16 protein-coding genes and 3 tRNA genes are annotated in these 19,400 nt (G+C 57.9%); 8 read left to right on the forward strand and 11 right to left on the reverse strand.

Going from position 1 to position 19,400, the window contains the following annotated elements:
• Position 1: 1 nt before the first annotated feature.
• The 3 genes from GM655_RS06290 to GM655_RS06300 form a co-directional block, all read right to left on the reverse strand.
• Entirely contained in the window at positions 2-1,156 is a 1,155-nt protein-coding gene (locus tag GM655_RS06290) for a GGDEF domain-containing protein (protein WP_371866719.1), read from the reverse strand.
• A 96-nt stretch (positions 1,157-1,252) separates the two neighbouring features.
• Positions 1,253-3,367, reverse strand: coding sequence for a GAF domain-containing sensor histidine kinase (locus GM655_RS06295; protein ID WP_155433692.1), 2,115 nt, complete (start codon positions 3,365-3,367; stop codon positions 1,253-1,255).
• A gap of 68 nt (positions 3,368-3,435) precedes the next feature.
• Positions 3,436-3,855 carry a winged helix-turn-helix transcriptional regulator gene (locus GM655_RS06300; RefSeq protein ID WP_155433693.1) on the reverse strand — a complete coding sequence of 140 codons (420 nt, stop codon included), beginning with the start codon at positions 3,853-3,855 and terminating at the stop codon, positions 3,436-3,438.
• Positions 3,856-4,025: 170 nt separating this feature from the next.
• Here GM655_RS06300 and GM655_RS06305 point away from each other — a divergent pair, with 170 nt between their 5' ends.
• A complete protein-coding gene (locus GM655_RS06305) occupies positions 4,026-4,877 on the forward strand; it encodes an NmrA family NAD(P)-binding protein (RefSeq protein WP_155433694.1) in 852 nt (283 codons plus the stop codon).
• A 157-nt stretch (positions 4,878-5,034) separates the two neighbouring features.
• Here the strand turns inward: GM655_RS06305 and GM655_RS06310 are convergent.
• From GM655_RS06310 to GM655_RS06325, 4 genes are all read right to left on the reverse strand, one after another.
• Positions 5,035-5,119: transfer RNA gene (locus GM655_RS06310), tRNA-Leu, on the reverse strand.
• Positions 5,120-5,365: 246 nt separating this feature from the next.
• Positions 5,366-5,450: transfer RNA gene (locus tag GM655_RS06315), tRNA-Leu, on the reverse strand.
• Positions 5,451-5,748: 298 nt separating this feature from the next.
• Complete coding sequence (locus GM655_RS06320; protein WP_155433695.1) at positions 5,749-6,633, reverse strand: hypothetical protein; 885 nt, start codon at positions 6,631-6,633, stop codon at positions 5,749-5,751.
• A gap of 186 nt (positions 6,634-6,819) precedes the next feature.
• Complete coding sequence (locus GM655_RS06325; RefSeq protein ID WP_155433696.1) at positions 6,820-7,443, reverse strand: hypothetical protein; 624 nt, start codon at positions 7,441-7,443, stop codon at positions 6,820-6,822.
• A 459-nt stretch (positions 7,444-7,902) separates the two neighbouring features.
• Here GM655_RS06325 and GM655_RS06330 point away from each other — a divergent pair, with 459 nt between their 5' ends.
• From GM655_RS06330 to GM655_RS06340, 3 genes are read left to right on the forward strand one after another with little or no spacing between them, the layout of a single operon-like run.
• The gene (locus GM655_RS06330; protein WP_155433697.1) at positions 7,903-8,238 is read left to right on the forward strand and encodes a PilZ domain-containing protein; all 336 of its coding nucleotides are present in this window, start codon (positions 7,903-7,905) and stop codon (positions 8,236-8,238) included.
• Between the two features lie 57 nt (positions 8,239-8,295).
• Positions 8,296-10,488 (forward strand): HD domain-containing phosphohydrolase, encoded by a 2,193-nt coding sequence (locus GM655_RS06335; protein WP_155433698.1) that lies wholly within the window; start codon positions 8,296-8,298, stop codon positions 10,486-10,488.
• A gap of 55 nt (positions 10,489-10,543) precedes the next feature.
• A complete protein-coding gene (locus tag GM655_RS06340; protein ID WP_229632393.1) occupies positions 10,544-11,560 on the forward strand; it encodes an alpha/beta fold hydrolase in 1,017 nt (338 codons plus the stop codon).
• 71 nt (positions 11,561-11,631) lie between these two features.
• Here GM655_RS06340 and GM655_RS06345 read toward each other — a convergent pair.
• A tRNA-Leu gene (locus tag GM655_RS06345) sits at positions 11,632-11,716 on the reverse strand.
• Between the two features lie 343 nt (positions 11,717-12,059).
• Here GM655_RS06345 and rnr point away from each other — a divergent pair.
• The 4 genes from rnr (at position 12,060) to GM655_RS06365 (ending at position 16,920) form a co-directional block, all read left to right on the forward strand.
• The gene (gene rnr / locus GM655_RS06350) at positions 12,060-14,600 is read left to right on the forward strand and encodes a ribonuclease R (protein WP_155433699.1); all 2,541 of its coding nucleotides are present in this window, start codon (positions 12,060-12,062) and stop codon (positions 14,598-14,600) included.
• A gap of 3 nt (positions 14,601-14,603) precedes the next feature.
• Entirely contained in the window at positions 14,604-15,347 is a 744-nt protein-coding gene (gene rlmB / locus GM655_RS06355; RefSeq protein ID WP_155433700.1) for a 23S rRNA (guanosine(2251)-2'-O)-methyltransferase RlmB, read from the forward strand.
• A gap of 144 nt (positions 15,348-15,491) precedes the next feature.
• A complete protein-coding gene (cysE, locus tag GM655_RS06360; RefSeq protein WP_155433701.1) occupies positions 15,492-16,232 on the forward strand; it encodes a serine O-acetyltransferase in 741 nt (246 codons plus the stop codon).
• A gap of 10 nt (positions 16,233-16,242) precedes the next feature.
• On the forward strand, positions 16,243-16,920 hold the full coding sequence (locus tag GM655_RS06365; protein ID WP_155433702.1) for a YceH family protein: 678 nt from the start codon (positions 16,243-16,245) through the stop codon (positions 16,918-16,920).
• A gap of 5 nt (positions 16,921-16,925) precedes the next feature.
• Here GM655_RS06365 and GM655_RS06370 read toward each other — a convergent pair whose 3' ends face one another.
• From GM655_RS06370 to GM655_RS06380, 3 genes are read right to left on the reverse strand one after another with little or no spacing between them, the layout of a single operon-like run.
• Positions 16,926-17,366: a type 2 periplasmic-binding domain-containing protein gene (locus tag GM655_RS06370; RefSeq protein ID WP_155433703.1), complete on the reverse strand. Its 441-nt coding sequence runs from the start codon at positions 17,364-17,366 to the stop codon at positions 16,926-16,928.
• A 10-nt stretch (positions 17,367-17,376) separates the two neighbouring features.
• The gene (locus GM655_RS06375) at positions 17,377-18,501 is read right to left on the reverse strand and encodes a porin family protein (RefSeq protein ID WP_155433704.1); all 1,125 of its coding nucleotides are present in this window, start codon (positions 18,499-18,501) and stop codon (positions 17,377-17,379) included.
• Positions 18,498-19,280 (reverse strand): substrate-binding periplasmic protein, encoded by a 783-nt coding sequence (locus GM655_RS06380; RefSeq protein ID WP_155433705.1) that lies wholly within the window; start codon positions 19,278-19,280, stop codon positions 18,498-18,500. Before GM655_RS06380 ends, GM655_RS06375 begins: the two co-directional genes overlap by 4 nt.
• Positions 19,281-19,400 lie beyond the last annotated feature (120 nt).

Below are 19,400 nucleotides of genomic sequence, written 5' to 3' on the forward strand. Positions count from 1 at the left end.
TTTATCCGAGCTGGCGGCTGCACACACGGTTGCGGCCGCTGTTCTTGGCAGCGTACAGCATGTCGTCCGCCACCGTAATCATATTCATATGGGCGCTTGTGCTGCTGCGGCCAAAGTTGATACTGGCCACGCCAAAGCTGGCGGTGGCGTTGATCTGCTGATCCTGATATTGAACGGGCTGGGCACTCAAGGCCAGCCGCAGGCGCTGCGCCAGCAGTTCGCCGCCGGCCAGATCCGTTTCCGGCAGGATCAGCAGGAATTCTTCGCCGCCGTAGCGCACCACACTGTCGACGCCTTCGCGCGTGATGGCTTGCATCAGGCTGGCAAAGTGTTGCAAGACTGCATCACCGCCATGGTGGCCGTAGCGGTCGTTGACGAGCTTGAAGTGGTCCAGATCGCACATGATGACCGTCAGGCTCAGCTGATAGCGCTGGGCCCGCGAGATTTCCGTTTCCAGCAATTGCTGGTGCAGATAGCGCCGGTTGTAGCAGCCCGTCAGCGGATCGCGGATGGACAGATTCTTGAGCACATTCTGCGCCGTGTATTCATGCCGCATCAGCAGCTGGTAACGCTGGGCGGCGACATAGCCGAACATATTGGTGAGCGCCAACATGGTTGCAATAGTGCCCAGCTCGACCGGCCGCAAATGGCCCATGCCTGCTGCCAGTAGCACGAAGCCCAGCGTACAGCTAATAGCGATCGCCGCCGAATACAGCAGGCGGTTGGGAATATAGATGTAAAACACAATGATGACGATGGCCATCGAAATGGCGTGCAGGGAAAACTGGCCGGAGCGCAGCGCCGCGATCAGCAGGAAGCCGCCGCCGCTGACCAGCTCGGCCATGCTGGCCACCAGCTGGGTGGTGGCAACGGAATCGCGCCAGCGCCGCAGCACCAGTATGCCGCCCATGGCCGCGCCGGCCACAGCCAGCCGCACGCCGGCCAGCATGGCAGTCTGGCTCGAATAGCCCAGCCAGATGATGTCGGTGATATTGAAGCCCAGATAGACCAGCGTGCAGATCACCAGCGTGACGCGGAGTTGCCGTTGGGTGCTAGCCAGATGGTGGCGCAGGAACGCTTGCTCGTCGGCGCTGGACTGGAATTCGCAGCGCCAGGCTGCCAGGGGCGGGCTTTTTTTTGAGTCGGGTAAGGACACAGCGTATGGTTCTCCGGGCTGGGTACACGAAGCTTAACTGCCTGAACTAATTATACGGCTGCAACTTCTTTGCAGATAGGAATAAATTACGCGCACTCAGTTAGGGGCAACCAGCGGCAGATGTATGGTAAAGCGTGTGCCTTGCGGGCTGCTTTGCACATCGATGCGTCCGCCCAGCAAACCGGTAATGATGTTGTGCGTGCGGTACAGGCCCAGCCCGGAGCCACCGGCGCCCAGCTGGGTGGTGAAGAAGGGATCGTAGATGCGCGACAGGCTGGCTTCCGGTATGCCCACGCCGTCATCTTCTATGGTCAGGATGATTTCATCCTGGCTGCCGCCCTGTGCGCGGAAGCGTATGGTGCCATGGCTGCGCCCTTTGAACGCATGCACCACGCAGTTGTCGATCAGGTTTTCCAGCGCTTGCCCCAGCGGGCCCGGATAACCGTCCAGTACCAGCCCTGCCGCTACGTCTTCCTGCAGCTCGATGCCATGCTGCTTGAGTTTTGTTTCGATGACGGGGCGTATCAGATGGAGTACGTCAGCCAGCAGATAGCGCTCGCGCTGGGCATTGTCGCTATCGACGGCGATGCGTTTGAAGCTGGCCACTAGCTGGGCCGCACGATTCAGATTGCGCAGTACCACGGCATCGGCATCGCTGGCCTGCTGCAGATAGTTATCCAGGGTGGAGCGGCGCAGCCCGTTGACCAGTTCGGCCTGCAAGCTGGCCGTGCGCTCGCTCATGCTGCTGGCCATGATCAGGCAATTGCCTATCGGCGTGTTCAGTTCATGGGCGACGCCTGCTACCAGCGCGCCCAGTGCTGCTAGCTTGTCGCGCCGGACCAGCTCTTCCTGCGTCATGCTGAGGTTTTCCAGCGCTACGGTCAGTTCTTCGTTGGCGTGTTCGGCTTCTTCCTTGGCCTGCTGTAATTGCGCCGTGCGTTCCTGCACCAGCACTTCCAGATGTTCGCGGTGGCGTTGCAGCTCGGCTTCGCGCCGCGTGCTGCTGACGGCGATGCGGGCGATCTGGGTGGCAGCGGCAATCAGTTGCTGGTCGTTCTCCGTGGGGCTGCGCGGTTCGCGGTAATACATGGCGAAGCTGCCCAGCACGGTGGTGGGGGTGGCCATGATGGGCGTGGCCCAGCAGGCGCGCAGGCCGAATCGGGCCGGTATTTCCTTGTAGGGCGCCCACAGCGGATCGGTCATGATGTCGCTGACCACCACATTCTGCTTGCGGTAGATGGCTGTACCACAGGAGCCTACGCTGGGGCCGGCCAATAGGCCGTCTATGCTGGCCATATAGTCTGGCGGCATGCTGGGCGCTGAAACTGCCTGCATCGTCACGCCGTCGTCCGCGACCAGCATGATGGTACACAGCACCGGTGGCGCTTGCGACTCGATCAGCAACATCAGCCGGTCCAGCGTGGTGCTGAGTGGCACACCGCTGGCGATCATTTCGAGTAGCTGGGTCTTGCCTTCACGCAGTTCTTCCGCCAGCCGGCCCGAACTGATATCGACGATGCGCGTATGCAGCAGTGCGTGGCCATCGACTGTCACGGGCACCAGCGCGACATCGCATTCGAGCGGCTGATTCTGGTGGCCCAGCATGGTGATCTTGCAGCGCTGTGGCGTGGCGCTGGCGTTTTTCTGCTGACAGATTTGCAGGCGCACTTGCGTGGCCTCCCCATCGGGCTGGCTGGCCGGGCAGAGTGCATCGAAATGGGTTTGCAACAATTCCGCTTCCGTCAGGCCGAACAGGCGGCGCGCATGCTGGTTGCTGTCGATGATAGCCAGATCGGCCGCGTGCAGCAGCAGCACGGGATCGGGCGAGTGGGCCAGCATGTGGTGGTAATTGATTTGCAGCGTGTCCTTGTCGGGCAGGCCCGGACGGACGGGGGCGGGGCTGAGTATGCGCAGGTGCAGCAGGATTTTTTCGGCCAGCAGATCGGGCGCCAGTTGTAGGTCCCAGTGGACCACCTGCAATATGCCGGCTTGCTGCCATGGCGCGCAGAGCCCGGCGTCCAGCGTCTGGTCAAATATCAGCAGGGCAGTATGTTCGGCCGCACCCTCGGCGGCTTGCGTATCAGTGGCCGCACGGCTGTCGGCCCACATGCCATGCCGTACCAGCATGGTGTTCAGCGGAGCTACAGCATACACAGGATCGCTGACGATCAGTATGCGGCGATGCTCACTAGAGGGGAGTAGCGCTGCCATGATAGTTGCCAAGGATTAGATACCGGAAGTTGGGCGCATGTTCAGTGTCACAGGATGGCGCATTGGGGTCAAGCCGCTTGTTGTTCCGCCGCCTCTTGCGCAGCGCGTATCAGGGGGAAATTGTCTTCTATCCAGTCCACCAGTACCTCCAGCCGGGTGGCCGCCTCGCGCCCCAGAGGCGTCAGGCTGTATTCCACATGAGGCGGGACCACCTGCTGGGCGACGCGCAGCACCAGCCCGTCATAAACCAGCCCATCGAGCGTCTGAGCCAGCATCTTCTCGCTGACGCCACCGATGGCGCGACGCAGCTGGCTGAATCGATGGGTGCCATCGAGCAGCACCACCAGCACCAGCACACCCCAGCGGCTGGTGATATGCCCCAGTACAGCGCGCGAAGGGCACTCGGCCGCCAGCAACTGGGCCGGTTGCTGGTCATTCAGGCGGGCGATGGCCTTGCGTAGGGAGCGGCTACTGCCGGAGCTGTTCATGATCTATCCAGTTACAAAGGTGGCGTGCTGGCGCTATTTTACCGGTCAGAACGGCAGCTAGCACATAGGCACTAACTAAAATGTGCGTACTTACATTTCGTAAGTATAGCATTTATGATGGCTGAACTCGCGCGGAAAGTTCCCCGCGAACTTACTCAAAGGAAAAAAACATGATTATCGTTACTGCAGCAAGTGGCCAGCTGGGCCGTCTGGTGATCGAACAATTGCTCAAACGCGTGCCTGCTGCGCACATCGTGGCCGCTGTGCGCGATGTCAGCAAGGTGGCCGATCTGGCGGCGCAGGGTGTGCAAGTGCGTCAGGCCGACTACACGGATCCCGCTTCGCTCGATCGCGCACTGGCCGGCGCCAGCAAAGTGTTGCTGATCTCATCGAATGATCTGGGGCAGCGCGTTGCCCAGCACCGCAATGTGATCGATGCAGCCGCACGCGCCAAAGTAGGTCTGCTAGCCTATACCAGCGTTCTGCATGCCGATACCTCGACGCTGGGCCTGGCTGCCGAACACCGCGAAACCGAGGCAGCGATACTGGCCTCCGGCCTGCCATACACGCTGCTGCGCAATGGCTGGTATGTGGAAAACTATACGGGCAGCCTGGGTGCGGCGATTGCACATGGTGCGCTGGCTGGCGCAGCAGCGGATGGCCGCATTGCCGCCGCGGCCCGGGCCGATTATGCCGAAGCAGCGGCCATCGTACTGGCCAGCGCGGCGGCGCCGCAGGCGATCTACGAACTGGCTGGCGACCAGTCGTTCACGCTGACCGAGCTGGCGGCCGAAGTGTCGCGCCAGACGGGCAAGCAGATTCCGTATGCGAACATGCCGCAGCAGGCGTATCTCGACCTGTTGCTGAACGTAGGCCTGCCGCCAGCACTGGCGCAGCTGGTGGCTGACTCGGATGCCCGGGCAGCCCACGGTGCGCTGGATGATAATAGTGGGGTGCTGGGTCGCTTGTTGGGGCGTCCGACCCAGACGCTGGAACAGGCTGTGCGCGCTGCGCTGGCCTAAGTAAGCTCGCCGACTGGCGCCGTGTAGCAGGGCGGCGCCAGAACAGGGTGACGGAACTGGGTGCCAGAACTGGGTGCCAGAAATGAAAAAAGCCTCCTTCAGTTATAACGCGCTCAAGATCGCGTTGTGTACTGAAGAAGGCTCTTGCGGAATTCTGTGGTGCCCACGGAGGGACTCGAACCCCCACACCTCGCGGCACATGGACCTGAACCATGCGCGTCTACCAATTCCGCCACGTGGGCACTGTACTGCTACTTGCTACTTACTGCTGCGTGTTCTGCAACAGAGGCCTGCATATTAAAGAAGACTTCCGACCCCGTCAAGGGTAATGCCATGCTTTTGTGAAATTATTTCAAATTTCGATATCCAGTCTATTTCTGCATTGTCCAGCCTGAGCATGGCACTTCGGTCGTCCGTAAGTGGAGGAGGGCGGAAATGAAAAAAGCCTTCAATCGCTTACGCTCATGAAGGCTTTTTGCGGAATTCTGTGGTGCCCACGGAGGGACTCGAACCCCCACACCTCGCGGCACATGGACCTGAACCATGCGCGTCTACCAATTCCGCCACGTGGGCACTGTACTGCTACTTGCTACTTACTGCTGCGTGTTCTGCAACAGAGGCCTGCATATTAAAGAAGACTTTCGCCCCCGTCAAGGGTGATTCCATGCTTTTGTGAAATTATTTCATTTCCTTTGCATCTGCCACCGCGGCAAAGCTGTCGACGCCTGGGCTTGCGGAGTTCGCTTTCGGTCACCACCTGCTTTAGCCTCGAGGCGGCCTACAACCTAATTTTGCGCAGTCGGATAGCCACGGCTCTGAGGTCGTTCTATCAGTACGCATGTCAGCAGCGGGGCAAGGCACCAAGGATGGGCTATTGGCTGATCATCCAGCGGCGCGCGGGATAATCCAGCGTGACCACGCGGTCACTCAGGTCACGCAGGCCGAGCAGAGCGACCAGTTTCTGGCCGGGTTTGAACGACTCTTGTGCGCAATAAGCAATTCTCGAGTTTGCGATGGACAATCCTGGAATAATTTGCAGGTTGCCTGGTAAAGTCGTGTCAAAGCATGGGATTTGCTTGCCCCAGCTATTGACAGAATATGCGCGCACGGTTGCCGAGGCGCGCAGGGGGACATTGTCAGTCATCATGCGCCAGTCGTTCTCGGTCAGCGCGGACAAGCCAAACGATGCGGCGCCCGTGTCGAAAAGAACGTCACCCTCCTGGCCATTCGGTAGGACTAGCTGCACTATGATGTGGCCGCCTTCATAGCCCGACCAGCGCGGATACGCAAACGGATGGGACAAGGGCTCTCGTTCGAGCGTCGAGCCTGATGAGAAACTAAAGCGCGCGTTCTTCAGATCCAGGGTCAAGGTGCCATCGTCAAAAAAAGCATTACCGATGGTTGCGATGAGCGCCTTCTTGCAGGCGCGAAGAATATCAAGCTGTACCGAGCTGCCCTTGACCAGCTGATGTCGGCCCGCAATCTCGATATCGAACTCCTTGAGTGGCTGCTCCGTGGTGGCCGGCTGGTGCCAGATCAGCGTATTCGGAGCACCCGTGTCAAGTTGAGCGTAGCAATCGACGCCATTGACCTTGATCGGCAGGATTACGCTGGACTTGACCACGCCAGCTCCTGGAACCACTTCAGTTTCAAGCCACTCAAACACCTGCCACGTGGGCGCTGCGCCAGCCTGCAGACTGCCGGCCAAGCCCACTATTCCCACTGCATGTTTTACGGATTTAAGAATGTTGCTCATCGTGCCAGTTGACTATGCTGTTGGACAATCTAGGGTTTTGTACTCCGACGTCTTGGAATTGTGACGGATTGGATAATACCAGTGACTTGGGACCAGGCCCTTGTGGCGTCGGGGCAATCTGAGGAATTGCAGTCTGTGCTTGTGCCGCCCAAGAACCGGCTAACAACAAGGCAGCGAGTTGATTTTTTATTGAGCTGGACTGGCTATTTCTGCGAAGGCTATGGCGTCTCGAATAAACTTGGTCTGCGCTTCGGAAGTGTGGGGCGATGCCAGGCGTTGCCTTGCAAACGCCAGTACTTTGGGATGTTGTCGGCAATTGGCTTTGAACGACCAGCTTGCAGCCTGAATTATCAGCATCCGTTCTACGTCGGCCTTCGGCAATTCCAGACCAGCGTATTGCAAAATGTTGGCCAAGTACACTTCATCGCCCGTGGCAAAGAAGCTTGCCCACCATATATCGAGCTTTGCTGCATTGACCTGAGTATCATCAGCCACATACTTAGCCAGCCGCGATTGGCCATCGACTATTTCTTTGGCACGCAGGCCGATAATGCCTGCGCTGATTGGCCAGTTGTTCTGTTGCGAAATCCTCGCAATCATCACGGCTACAAGTACATCGTAACCTTTGCCTGCTTTTTCGAACTCGTTGCGGAATCTTTCAGCATTTTTCTGAAAGACATCGAATGCCTCAGGTGTAGGAGTTAAATAAAAATATGACACCTGTGTCCCGAAATTTTTAAGCTCGTCGGCCAATGCAGAATGACACCACAGCGAGGCTAAAAAACAGGCAAGGAAAGCGAATCTTTTCATGTAGCTAACTTCAACAAGAGTTGACGCTCTGACTAAAAATGGTTAATTCCGAGACAGTGCAGGCAATAAAAACGTTTTGGACCAGCGCCCACACACAGACGCCAGCATAGCGACTGAAGGGCAGAGAAAGCTCTCTAATTGTCACGGCCCCGCATTTCACCCAGGGTTAAGTGATGCTCATCTGGCCGCATAACGGAGTGAATACTGGATTTCCGGCCAGGCTAAGGTTCAGGTGCTCATTCAGTCATGACGGCGGCAATGCGGCGATAGTTGGCCGACGAGACCGCCGGTAGGACTTACTAGGCAAACTATGCTTAGAAACTGATCGATAAAGCGGTAATATTAAGCTGCCGACTGTAAAGTTAGGTGCTGGCGAATTTGGGGAGACGTCGGCCGGACAGCGTGGTTCCACTTAGAGCATAAGTATTCCTTAAATTACTTAATACATCGTCAAAATAAATGGACAGCCGTCGCGAACATGCCAGAAGACTCCTTACTGTTCCAAGTACGGTGATTTCACTCGATGGCAGCCCACCGACCAATGCTCACCTAATCGATCTGTCTCGTAACGGGGTGGGCTTTCTTTCTAATGGACAGTTGAGACCCTCGGCATTCTATGAGTTACAGTTCCGGTTTCCAGGTCAGAATGTTGTTGACTCAGTCAGGATAGAAGTTGTTTACAGTGCTTTGCATGAGGCGACGGGCTTATTTCGCTGTGGTGCGCGTATTCATTCCATGGAGCCTGAGTCCTTTGCGCGCCTGATCGATTATGTCACGATGCCTGTGCCGGAATAACCAACTGGGTAGAGGAGGATAGTTTGCCTGCCTATGACGTCTATTTAATCAAATCCCATGAAAAGTATTCGATTTAGATTGCTGGCATTGATGTGCGCAATCTTCGTGGTTGTATCAACGGCACTGGTGTTTTCTGCAGTCGAACGCAGACACAGCGATTTGCAGAATGCCCGTCAGCAGTTGCAATTGCTTTCAAAAGCGATCGCTAAAGAACAAGTAGAGTCCGTGCGCAAGGCCCATACACTCTCCAGCCAGACAGGCAGCGACCCTGCGCTGATCCATTTCGCAAAATCGGCCACATGTCCGCGGACATTGAAAACGTTAGTGGATTTCGATCCGAATTTCGCCAATATCTTCATTGCCAATCTGGCTGGTGAGGTTATATGTTCGGCCCGTTCGTCCGAAGAACCGATCAATATTTCAGACAGAGATTTCTTTCGAGCGGCACTTGAGTCTGACGAGGCTGTGATTGGTCAGCCGATCATTGGAAAATTCACGCGAAAATGGGTACTGCCGTTTGCGCATAGATTCAAAAATCAAGCGCAAAAAACAGAAGGCATAATTGTTACTGCGCTGGATCTGGAGCGCATCAACCGCGAGTCGCTTGCGTTGCTCTTTCCCCATGGGACTAATGTCGCTCTCGTAACAGAGTCGGGGACGGTGGTCGCTAATTTTCCGACCGATACACTTCACGCCGGCAGGATTGCGTCCAAGGAGCTAGGTTTTGCGCAACTACTCCGTCAAGGCGGGGAGGGCGATGCAATTGTCGATAACGAACGTGGCGAATCGACGCTACATAGCTACTCTCCCGTCGCAAAGACGGCCAGCGGAGCGGTCTACTGGTGGGCGTCCATTCCCTTGCCGCTGATTACTCAAAGCGCGGATCGGCAATTGCTTATCTATAGCGCCCCGGTGGTATTGCTCGGGGCATTAATACTTGTCTTTGCATGGTTTGGAACGGAGCATTATTTATTAGGCCCACTTAGAAGTATCTCCAAGACCGCCGAGGGCTTGGGCAAAGGGCAAACCTTTAATAACCCCGAGCTCACGCGCAGGGATGACGAGATTGGCGTTCTCGCACGCACTATCAGTCAGATGGCGATCTCGCTGGAATCGAAAAGTGAAATTGTGCGATTAAATCGGGCACTGCAAGTACTGATTGAATGTGGGCGCACCATCAGTTCTGCAGAGACAGAAAAATCTCTACTGAGCAGAGTTTGTGAAACGCTTGTTCGTGTAGGTGGTTACCGTATGGTTTGGATAGGCTATTGTGATTCTGGCGATGGCAGGCAAGTGAGGCCAGTTGCATTCGGCGGCCAAAATAATGGATATCTGGAAGGTATTAAAGTATCTTGGGCGGATGACGAATATGGACAGGGTCCGACCGGATTGGCGATACGTCTGAGGCAGGCGCAATTCAATAGGGATTTCAAATCGAATCCTGCGGTTGCGCCGTGGAGCAAAATGGCAATCGACCACCAATTCAGTTCGAGCAGCGCATTGCCGCTTATTGACGAAAATGGTGACGCATTCGGCGCCCTCACAATTTACTCGTCGTCGAAAGATCACTTCACTCCTCACGAAATGCAGTTACTTTCGGATCTGGCGCGTGATGTTAGCTTTGGGATTCGAGCACTGCGCAATCGCGAGACGCGTGATGGTTTTGCCGTACGGCTGGGACTAAGTCTGGAGGCAACAGTTCGGGCAATTGCGAGTACGCTCGAAATGCGCGATCCTTACACGGGTGGGCATCAGCGCAAGGTTGCAACTTTAGCCGAAGCTATCGCGCGCGAACTTGGACTTCCTGGCACAGAAATTCAAGGGATAGTACTGGCGGCGGAGGTGCACGACATCGGGAAAATTCGGATTCCCGCAGAGATATTAACGAAGCCGACTCGGTTAACTGAACTTGAGCGTGGCATGCTTCAAACTCACCCCGATACCGGATACGAAATACTGAAGGGCATCGACTTCACTTGGCCTATCGCTGAAATGGTCAGGCAGCACCATGAACGCATCGATGGGACTGGGTATCCGCGTGGTCTCAAAGGCGAACAAATACTAATCGGTGCAAGGATCATCGCGGTCGCGGATGTGATAGACGCCATGGCCTCGCATCGCCCGTATCGTAGCGCCTTAGGTATCAACGCAGCACTTGAAGAACTTCGAAAAGGTCGCGGTAGGCAATATGATGAGTCGGTTGTAGACGCGTGCATTAAAGTGATCGCCAAAGGGGAAATCAAAATCTGACCACCGATCTTCAGCGTGCCCTTCGCTGTTATGCTCGTCGCCGATTGACAAGCTGTTGAACACCCAGCAAACCCATGGCAATTCACAACTAGTCGAGGACCAAAAACTAATGCCGCCCTTTATCGAGATTCGACACTGCCGATTTATCGCCTTGCTGTTGCTCACGCTCGGTCTCAATTGGACGTGCATGGCACAAGAACGCGCACAAACGCCAGCGCAGCCAGACCCTGCGGGAGCGGTGGGCTTGAGCGCGAAGCTTGGCCAGTTTGATTCCACGATCATCGAATATGCAGAGCATCGCTCCCCCAATGCGCGAGCGACTATCGTGTTTGAAAATGGCTTGTTGTTAGATTTTTCTACCTGGAATGCTGTCGCGGCCGGGCTCAAGCAATGCTGCAATCTGCTGTTCTACAATCGGCCCGGTGTTGGGCGCAGCGTGCGCGGCGATGTCGACCCAAGTCCGGAGGCGGAGAGCCTGCGCTTGCACCAATTGCTAAAAGAGCGCGGGTTCAGCCCGCCTTATGTACTGGTGGGGCATTCACTGGGTGGGCAGTATGTTCAAGCCTATGCCAAACGATATCCTGAGCAAGTGGATGGAATGGTTTTGGTGGATGCTTTACCGCTAGGTGTGGTTAAGCCGTATAGCGAGTTCCCTTGGTTTACCCGGTTCGGTTTATGGATATTTGCGTCCAAGGCTGCCAGACAGGAAATCGCCAACATCGATTTGATGGGCAAGTATGTGATGGAGCCGGCTGATTTCTATCGCAAGCCGGTGATACGTATCGTCGCACAGTCCTCGCCGCAACAGCACAAACCGCAAGGCCTCATCAAAGACCTTCTGAGTGGTGTTATTTATGCGGAAGATTTCGGTGTGTGGGCGATCGATCCCGATATCGCAGAAGGCCGTATGAGCGGCTACTACCCGCAGGCCGAAGTGCGCTCACTGTCCGCTAATCATCGGATACAAGAGCAATATCCAGCGGTGGTGATTGATGCCATTACGAGCTTGATCAAAAACCAGCCGGACGTGCAGGCTGCGCTGGGTGTCGTGTCGAAGGAGGCGCGCCAATAAAAAAAGCCTTCTTCAGTCACAACACGATCAAGATCGCGTCAAGTACTGAAGAAGGCTTTTGCGGAATTCTGTGGTGCCCACGGAGGGACTCGAACCCCCACACCTCGCGGCACATGGACCTGAACCATGCGCGTCTACCAATTCCGCCACGTGGGCACTGATGCTGCTCAACAACTCTGCTATTATAACGACGGGGAGAGTATCGCGCCAGATGAACTTTCGTTCCTTACTGCACATCAACCCTGTCTAGCAGTTCCTGCTTTGACTTTGTTTTTCAACGTTGTCGCTGCAAGAGACCAAGATTATAGAGGAAATTTTTCGCTTGTCAAAGGCTCGCGCAAAAAATTTTTTAGCCCCTCCGGCTGAAACCGGGGGCAAATTAGTCTTTCAGGGCGTTTCCAAGTACACTACGGCTGTCGTCGCGCCATATATATGCACCCGATGATTTTGCCAGGCCGGATTCCCTCTGAATACTGTCAATATAACCACAGAAATACTTTTGAATCAGATTACCCATACCATTCCTAGCCGGGAGGATATTCTCGGCATTTTCCGCAGCGCCAAGGGCCCGCTCGATCTGCGCGCTGTCGCCAAAGCGCTGAAAGTCGCCACCGATGCGCAGGCCGTGCTGTCGCGCCGCCTGAATGCCATGCAGCGCGATGGCCAACTCGATATCGATGACAAAGGCCGCTTTGCACTGGTCACGGAAACGGGCTTTATTGCCGGCCGTGTCAGCAGCCACAAGGATGGCTTCGGCTTCGTCATTCCCGATGAGCCCGGCGAGGACCTGTTCCTGCCCGATAAGGAAATGCAGAAAGTGCTGCACGGCGACCGTGTGCTGGCCCGCGTGGTTGGCACGGATCGCCGCGGCCGCAAGGAAGGCACCATCGTCGAGGTGGTGCAGCGCGCGAATACCCACATCATCGGCCGCCTGCTCAACGAGAACGGCGCCTGGATAGTCGCGCCGGAAGACCAGCGCATTGCCCACGACGTGCTGGTGGAAGGTTCTATCGGCAAGGCCAAGGCAGGGCAGGTGGTTAGCGTGGAGCTGACGGAACAGCCTATGCGCTTCAAGCAGCCGGTGGGCAAGATCGTGGAAGTATTGGGTTCGCTCGACGATCCCGGCATGGAAATCGAAATCGCTGTGCGCAAGTTCGGCGTGCCGCATATTTTCTCGGACGCTGCGCTCAAGCAGGCCAACAAGCTGCCTGACGTGGTGAAAGAATCCGACTGGGGCGAACGGGTCGACCTGCGCGATGTGCCACTGGTGACCATCGATGGCGAAGATGCGCGCGACTTCGACGATGCGGTCTACTGCGAACCGATCAAGATCGGCCGCAGCAAGGCTTACCGTCTGATCGTGGCGATTGCCGACGTGAGTCACTATGTCAAACCCAACGATGCGCTCGATGCCGATGCGCTGCAGCGCAGTACTTCGGTCTACTTCCCGCGCCGCGTGATTCCCATGCTGCCGGAAAAGCTGTCCAACGGTCTGTGCTCGCTGAACCCTGCCGTCGACCGATTGACGCTGGTGTGCGATGCCGTCGTCACGGCCAAAGGCGAGATCAAGGCTTACCAGTTCTATCCGGCCGTGATCCACTCGGCCGCCCGTCTGACCTACACGGAAGTGGCCGAGATCCTCGGTAATACCAAGGGCCCGGAAGCGGCGCGCCGTCCGCAGATCGTGCCGCATTTGCTGAATCTGTGCGAGGTGTACCACGCGCTGCTGAAGGCGCGCACGGAACGCGGCGCGATCGATTTCGAAACCACCGAAACCTATATCGTCTGCAACCCGTCTGGCAAGATCGAGAAGATCATCCCGCGTACCCGCAATGATGCGCACAAGCTGATCGAAGAGTGCATGCTGACGGCCAACGTCTGCGCGGCTGATCTGCTGATCCGTCACAAGCATCCGGGTACTTACCGTATCCACGCCAGTCCGACGGTGGAAAAGCTCAAGCAGGTACGCACCTTCCTCAAGCAGGTCGGTCTGAATCTGAACGGCGGCGACAAGCCGGCGGCAGCCGATTACGCGGAACTGATGCGGCAGGTGAAAGAGCGTCCTGACGCATCGCTGCTGCAGACCATGCTGCTGCGCTCCATGCAGCAGGCAGTGTACAGCCCTGATAATATCGGCCACTTCGGTCTGGCCTATGAAGCTTATGCGCACTTCACCAGCCCGATCCGCCGCTATCCGGACTTGCTGACCCATCGCGCCATCAAGGCTATTTTGCTGGGCAAGAAATACGAGCCGAAAGTGGCCGATACCAGTGTGCTCAACACCAGCGTATCGAACGCCACCCGCAAGCAGCAGGCCAAGGACAAGGCCGAAGGCAAGGAAAAGAAAGCCGCCGACCTGACCGTTTGGGATGCGCTGGGCGTACACTGCTCGGCCAACGAACGTCGCGCCGACGAAGCGTCGCGCGATGTGGAAGCATGGCTCAAGTGCTACTTCATGCAGGACAAGCTGGGCGAGGAGTATACCGGCCTGATTACCGGCGTGACCAGCTTCGGCATTTTCGTCCAGCTCGATCAGCTATTCGTTGAAGGCATGGTGCACGTGACTGACCTCGGCGCCGATTTCTTCCAGTACGACGATGCGCGTCATGAACTGCGCGGCGAACGTAGCGGCAAGACTTTCCAGTTGACCGACCGCGTGCATGTGCAGGTGGTGCGGGTGGATCTGGAAAGCCGCAAGATCGATCTGCGTCTGGCCGGCGTTGATGCGCCAGCAGAAAAGGCGGCCGTGCCATCCAAGGCCGACAAGACCAATCTGCGTCCCGGTCCTAGCGTGCCGGCAGCACGTCCCGGTCCGAAGATCGTGCTCAAGGCGGCCAGCAAGGCTGTCGCTGCGCCAGCGGCCAAGGGCAAAGGCAAGGCTGCGGCCAAGCCGGCCAATAAGCTAGCAACTAAGCCAGCAACTAAGCCAGCCAGCAGCCGGAGCAAGGCCAAGAGTGGCCATAAAACACATGCCGGAGCGAGTGCTGCGGCAGCACCCCGGGCAGCCAAAGCTGCCTCAAAAAGTAAGAAGAAGCGATAAACAATGAAGAATAAAATGATTTTTGGTTTCCACGCTGTGACCTCGCGTTTGCGTCACGAGGCATCGTCCGTGGAAGAGATTTTTATCGATGCGGGCCGTACCGACCGCCGCATGCAGGATCTGGTGGCCAATGCCAAGGCCGCCGGTGTGCGTGTGATGCCGGTGGACTCGTCGCGCCTCGACAAGATCGTCGGCACGCGCCGCCATCAGGGCGTGATCGCGTTTGCCTCGCAACTGTCGCTGGCCCGTAACCTCGACGAGCTTCTCGATGCCATCGACGGCCCGCCACTGCTGCTGGTGCTGGACGGGATCACCGATCCGCACAATCTGGGCGCCTGCCTGCGCGTGGCCGATGGTGTCGGTGCACACGCAGTGATCGTGCCGAAAGACCGCGCGGTAGGCCTGAACGCGACGGCCGCCAAAGTGGCCAGCGGTGCAGCCGAAACCGTGCCTTACATTACCGTGACCAATCTGGCCCGTACCCTGCGCGAGCTGAAAGACCGCGGCATCTGGCTGATCGGCACTTCCGACGATGGCGACAAAGGCCTGTACGAAGCCGATTTCACTGGCCCGTGCGCGCTGGTGATGGGTTCCGAAGGCGAGGGCATGCGCCGCCTGACGCGCGAAACTTGCGATGTGCTGGTGAATATCCCCATGTTCGGTTCGGTCGAAAGTCTCAATGTGTCCGTCGCATCGGGCGTCTGTCTGTACGAAGCGCGCCGTCAGCGTATGGCACAGGAAGCCTAAGCTTCCCGTTCTGCCTGCGGCGGCGCTCCAGTGGAGAGGCCGCCGTCTCTCCCTGCTGCGTCCTCCCCGCTTTTTTCGCCTGTCCAGCAACCTTGCACTGAATACGCTACCATCGTCGTTTCAGTGGTTTTTCCGGCTTTCCCTATGTTCCATCGTTTGCGCCAAGACATTAACAGCATCATCGAACGCGATCCCGCAGCCCGTAACGCCTGGGAGGTGCTGACCTGCTATCCGGGCCTGCATGCCATCGTCATGCATCGCTGGGCCTACTGGTGCTGGCATCACGGTATGAAGTGGCTGGGCCGCTTCATTTCCTACCTTGCCCGCATTATTACCGGCATCGAGATCCACCCGGGTGCACAGATCGGCCAGCGCGTGTTCATCGATCACGGCTTCGGTGTAGTGATCGGTGAAACCGCCATCGTCGGCGACGACTGCACCATCTATCAGGGCGTGACCTTGGGCGGTACTTCGCTGCACACGGGCGCCAAGCGCCATCCGACACTCGAGCGCGGCGTGATCGTCGGCGCCGGTGCGCAGGTGCTGGGCGCTTTCACGGTGGGCGAATATGCCAAGGTGGGCTCGAATGCGGTGCTGCTCAAGCCTGTGCCGGCTGGCGCTACGGCCGTGGGCAATCCGGCCCACATCGTGCAAAAGGAAACCAATCTGAGTTCTACTGCGCAGCTATTCAGCGCTTACGGCGTGACGCCGAATGGCGATGATCCGCTCAGCAAGGCGCTGCATGGCCTGATCAATCACGCCGTCACGCAGGAGCAGCAGATCGAGCGCATACTGGCCACGCTGAAGGCGGCGGGCCTGCACTGTCAGGGTCTGGCCGAATGTGATAAATTGAATTCCGATCAACTCAACAAGCTGGTGGAATAAGGGAGTATGGATGGAATTGTCGCCTGACGGGGTAGAACTGCTGGACCCCTACGAAATCCGCGTGCTGGCTGTGCTGGCCGAAAAAGAAGCGCTCACGCCGGATAACTATCCGCTGTCGCTGAATGCGCTGGTGAATGGCTGTAACCAGTTATCGAGCCGCGATCCCGTGATGTCGCTGTCGGAAGAGATGGTGGCGGAAGTGCTGCAGCGGCTGATGCAGGCCAAGTATGTGAACGGCATTACGCAGGCCGGTGCGCGCGTGACCAAGTATGAGCACCGCATGCGCATCAAGTGGTCGCTGGAACAGGACAAGCTGGCGGTGCTGACTATGCTGATGCTGCGCGGTTTGCAGACGGCCGGTGAAATCCGCAACCGCAGCGGGCGCCTGCACGAATTCAAGAGCGTGGCCGATGTGGAACAGGCTTTGCAGTTCCTGATCGATAAATATCCGCCGCTGGTATCGCGCCTGCCGCTCGCACCCGGTACCAAGGAACCGCGCTATGGCCATCTGCTGGCTGGCGAAGCTGCACTGGCGCGCGAAGAAACGGCGGCCAGTCTGGGTGGCTCGGTCAGCACGGGCGGGCAGGGTAGCCGCGTTGCTGCACTCGAGCAGGAAGTGCAGCAACTACGCCAGCAGTTCGAAGAACTGAGTGCGCAGTTTGCCGAGTTCCGCCGCCAGTTCGAATAAGCCCTTCAATGAATGGACAGCACGGCGCGTACGCTGCTGTCCAGTGCCTCACGGTCGATATAGCCTATCAGGCTGGCATCGGCCGCCACCAGTTTTTTCACCGCTTCGCTATCGCCCACGGCGACGGGGGGCTGTGCGCGTCCCGTAAATAGCATGCGCGCCCAGTGGGCATTCATCTGGGCTGGTCCTTTGCCCGTGGTCTTGCGGTAGAAGCTATCGCGGATGCCGGCGCCTTCGCTCTGGTCCAGCGGCACGGCCTTGTTGCCGTTGGGGAAGTCGTTATTCTTGCCGAGGAAAAGATCGACAGCCTGTTCGTTACTCAGCGTGCGCACGGGATTTTTCACCGAGACGATGACGATGATCTCTGCGTGCAGAGGCAAAGGTTGGGCCAGCAGCAATGGCAACGGCAGGATGAGGCGGGCGAGCAGGGTAGGCAGGGTTTTCATGGAGGCCACCCTAGAACACGAAATCCGTCAGCACGCTGACGACGTTGACCTTGCCGCCTGCCTTGGTGCCTGGTGCGACGTTCTGCAGGGTGCCGAAAGAATGGTCGTTGAGGCGTAGATGATCCCACTGGAATTTGACATCGATGTTGCGATGGATATCCCAGCGCACGCCGGCGGCATAGGTATGCTGGCCTACGGGCGCCTGCCCCGTATCGGAAATGGGGCGTAGTTCGGACAGCGTGACATAGGGCGACAAGTCACCCACCCGCACGCCGCCGTTCAGATACCACGCGGCGCGGGTGATCTTGAGATTGCTGGCATTGTAGTTGATGGCCTTGACCCATTCGGCCGAAGCAAACCACGGCCCCGGGTCCCACGCCACTCCCAGCGACATGAATTTTCCCAGCGGCGGATTCTGGTTATCCACGCGGCGCTGCTGGTAGGCCGCATGCACGGTGAGCGGCCCTTGTTCGAAGCGCTCGAAGAGCCCCGCCACATCCGTCGAATGGACGTTGACGGAGCGGGTGTTGGTGACGGTGCGTTTGCCGTACAACACCGAGACAGTGTTGACGAAGTCGCGGTCGCTATAGCGGTAGGTGGCATCGATGCCGTCGCTGTCGCGCAGGGCGAGCAGGCGATAGACTTCAGTGGGCGGGCGCGCCGTGATATTACTGTAGCCTATCTTGCGCGAATCGGAGGCCATGAAGCTGTCAAGTGCTATGCGGCCCACCCGCACGCTCAGCGCCGGTGTAACGGCGTAGCGCAGATAGGCCCAGTTGACCATGGGGGTGTAGGTGCCGTCCCAGCGGTATTCGCTCACCACTTGCAACACGGCCGATAGGTTGGGCTGCAGATTGGCCGTCAGCTGCAAGCCTAGACGGCTATCCACATCGTTGGACCATTCGTGGCTGCGCCCCGTGCCTTTGGGCTGCAGATTGTCGAACACGAAGTCGGCGCCACGTTCGCTGGAACGGGCAAAGCCCAGCGTGCCGAAACCGTTGAGTGCCAGTGCGGCCGGTGCTACCTGCATGGCGGGGCTGGCGCTGCTGGCCAGCAGGCCTTCCTCGGCACAGCTACTCGCTGCCAATGGCAGGCAGAGGGCGAGTGCGGCCAGACGGGCAGAGTGGGCAGTCATTGTAGATAACGCTCCAGCAAGGTCTCGAAAGTATGGTTTTTTTCCTGGCGTTCCAGTCCAGCATTGAGCTTCTGCAGCAGGCTGGCCGCTTGCGGACTATCGGCGGCCACGCCGAAATACAGCTCCTGGGTGGCCACGCCGGGCAGAGCCTGCTGGACCAGCGTGCCATCGACCAGCATGCCGCGCAATCTGGGGTTGATCAGATACTGTCCGGCCATGGTTTCGCGGTTGGAAATGAACAGGTCGCAGCGGCCCAGATGTAGCTTGTTGATTAGCTGTTCGTAGCCGATGGTGGTGCCGCGATCGACGCTGCTGGTACTGATGCCATAGGCTTCGAAGCGGTAGCCGCCCATGCCGCACACATGGTAGTTCTTCAGATCGGCCAGTTTGGCCAGCTTGATCCCGGCCGGACGCGCGCGGCGCGAAGTGTAGTAGACATTGTGCAGCGTGTAGTAGGGTGCGCTGGTCTGCAGCGCATTCGAGACGCCATCGCTGGCGCTGATGTTGACGGCGATCTGGATCTGCTGGCTGGCCACTTGCGCCACGCAGCGTGCCCACGGCAGCAGTTGGACTTCGATCTGCCAGCCATGTCGTTCGGCGATGCGGCGCAGCAGGTCTACGCTGGCGCCGGTAATGTGTTCGCTCTTGCGGCCATCGTTGCGTTCGGCGTAGACAAACGGCGGCATTTCGGCCTGATCGGCGCAGGCGCGCACCAGTTCCGCATGTGCCGGTAGCTGGAACAGGACCAGACAGAATGCTGCCAGGATGGGTAGCCGCATACGACTTTTTTGTCAGAAAAACGATGTTGCGATCATTCTAACATGAATAGCTTGCTTAGAAGAACTTTCTGCACAATCTGTTGCGTAAGCGGGAGAGCTGTCAGCTAGAAGCTGAGGCTG

Origin of the sequence: Pseudoduganella danionis, assembly GCF_009720775.1 — a bacterium.
Classification (GTDB): domain Bacteria; phylum Pseudomonadota; class Gammaproteobacteria; order Burkholderiales; family Burkholderiaceae_D; genus Rugamonas; species Rugamonas danionis.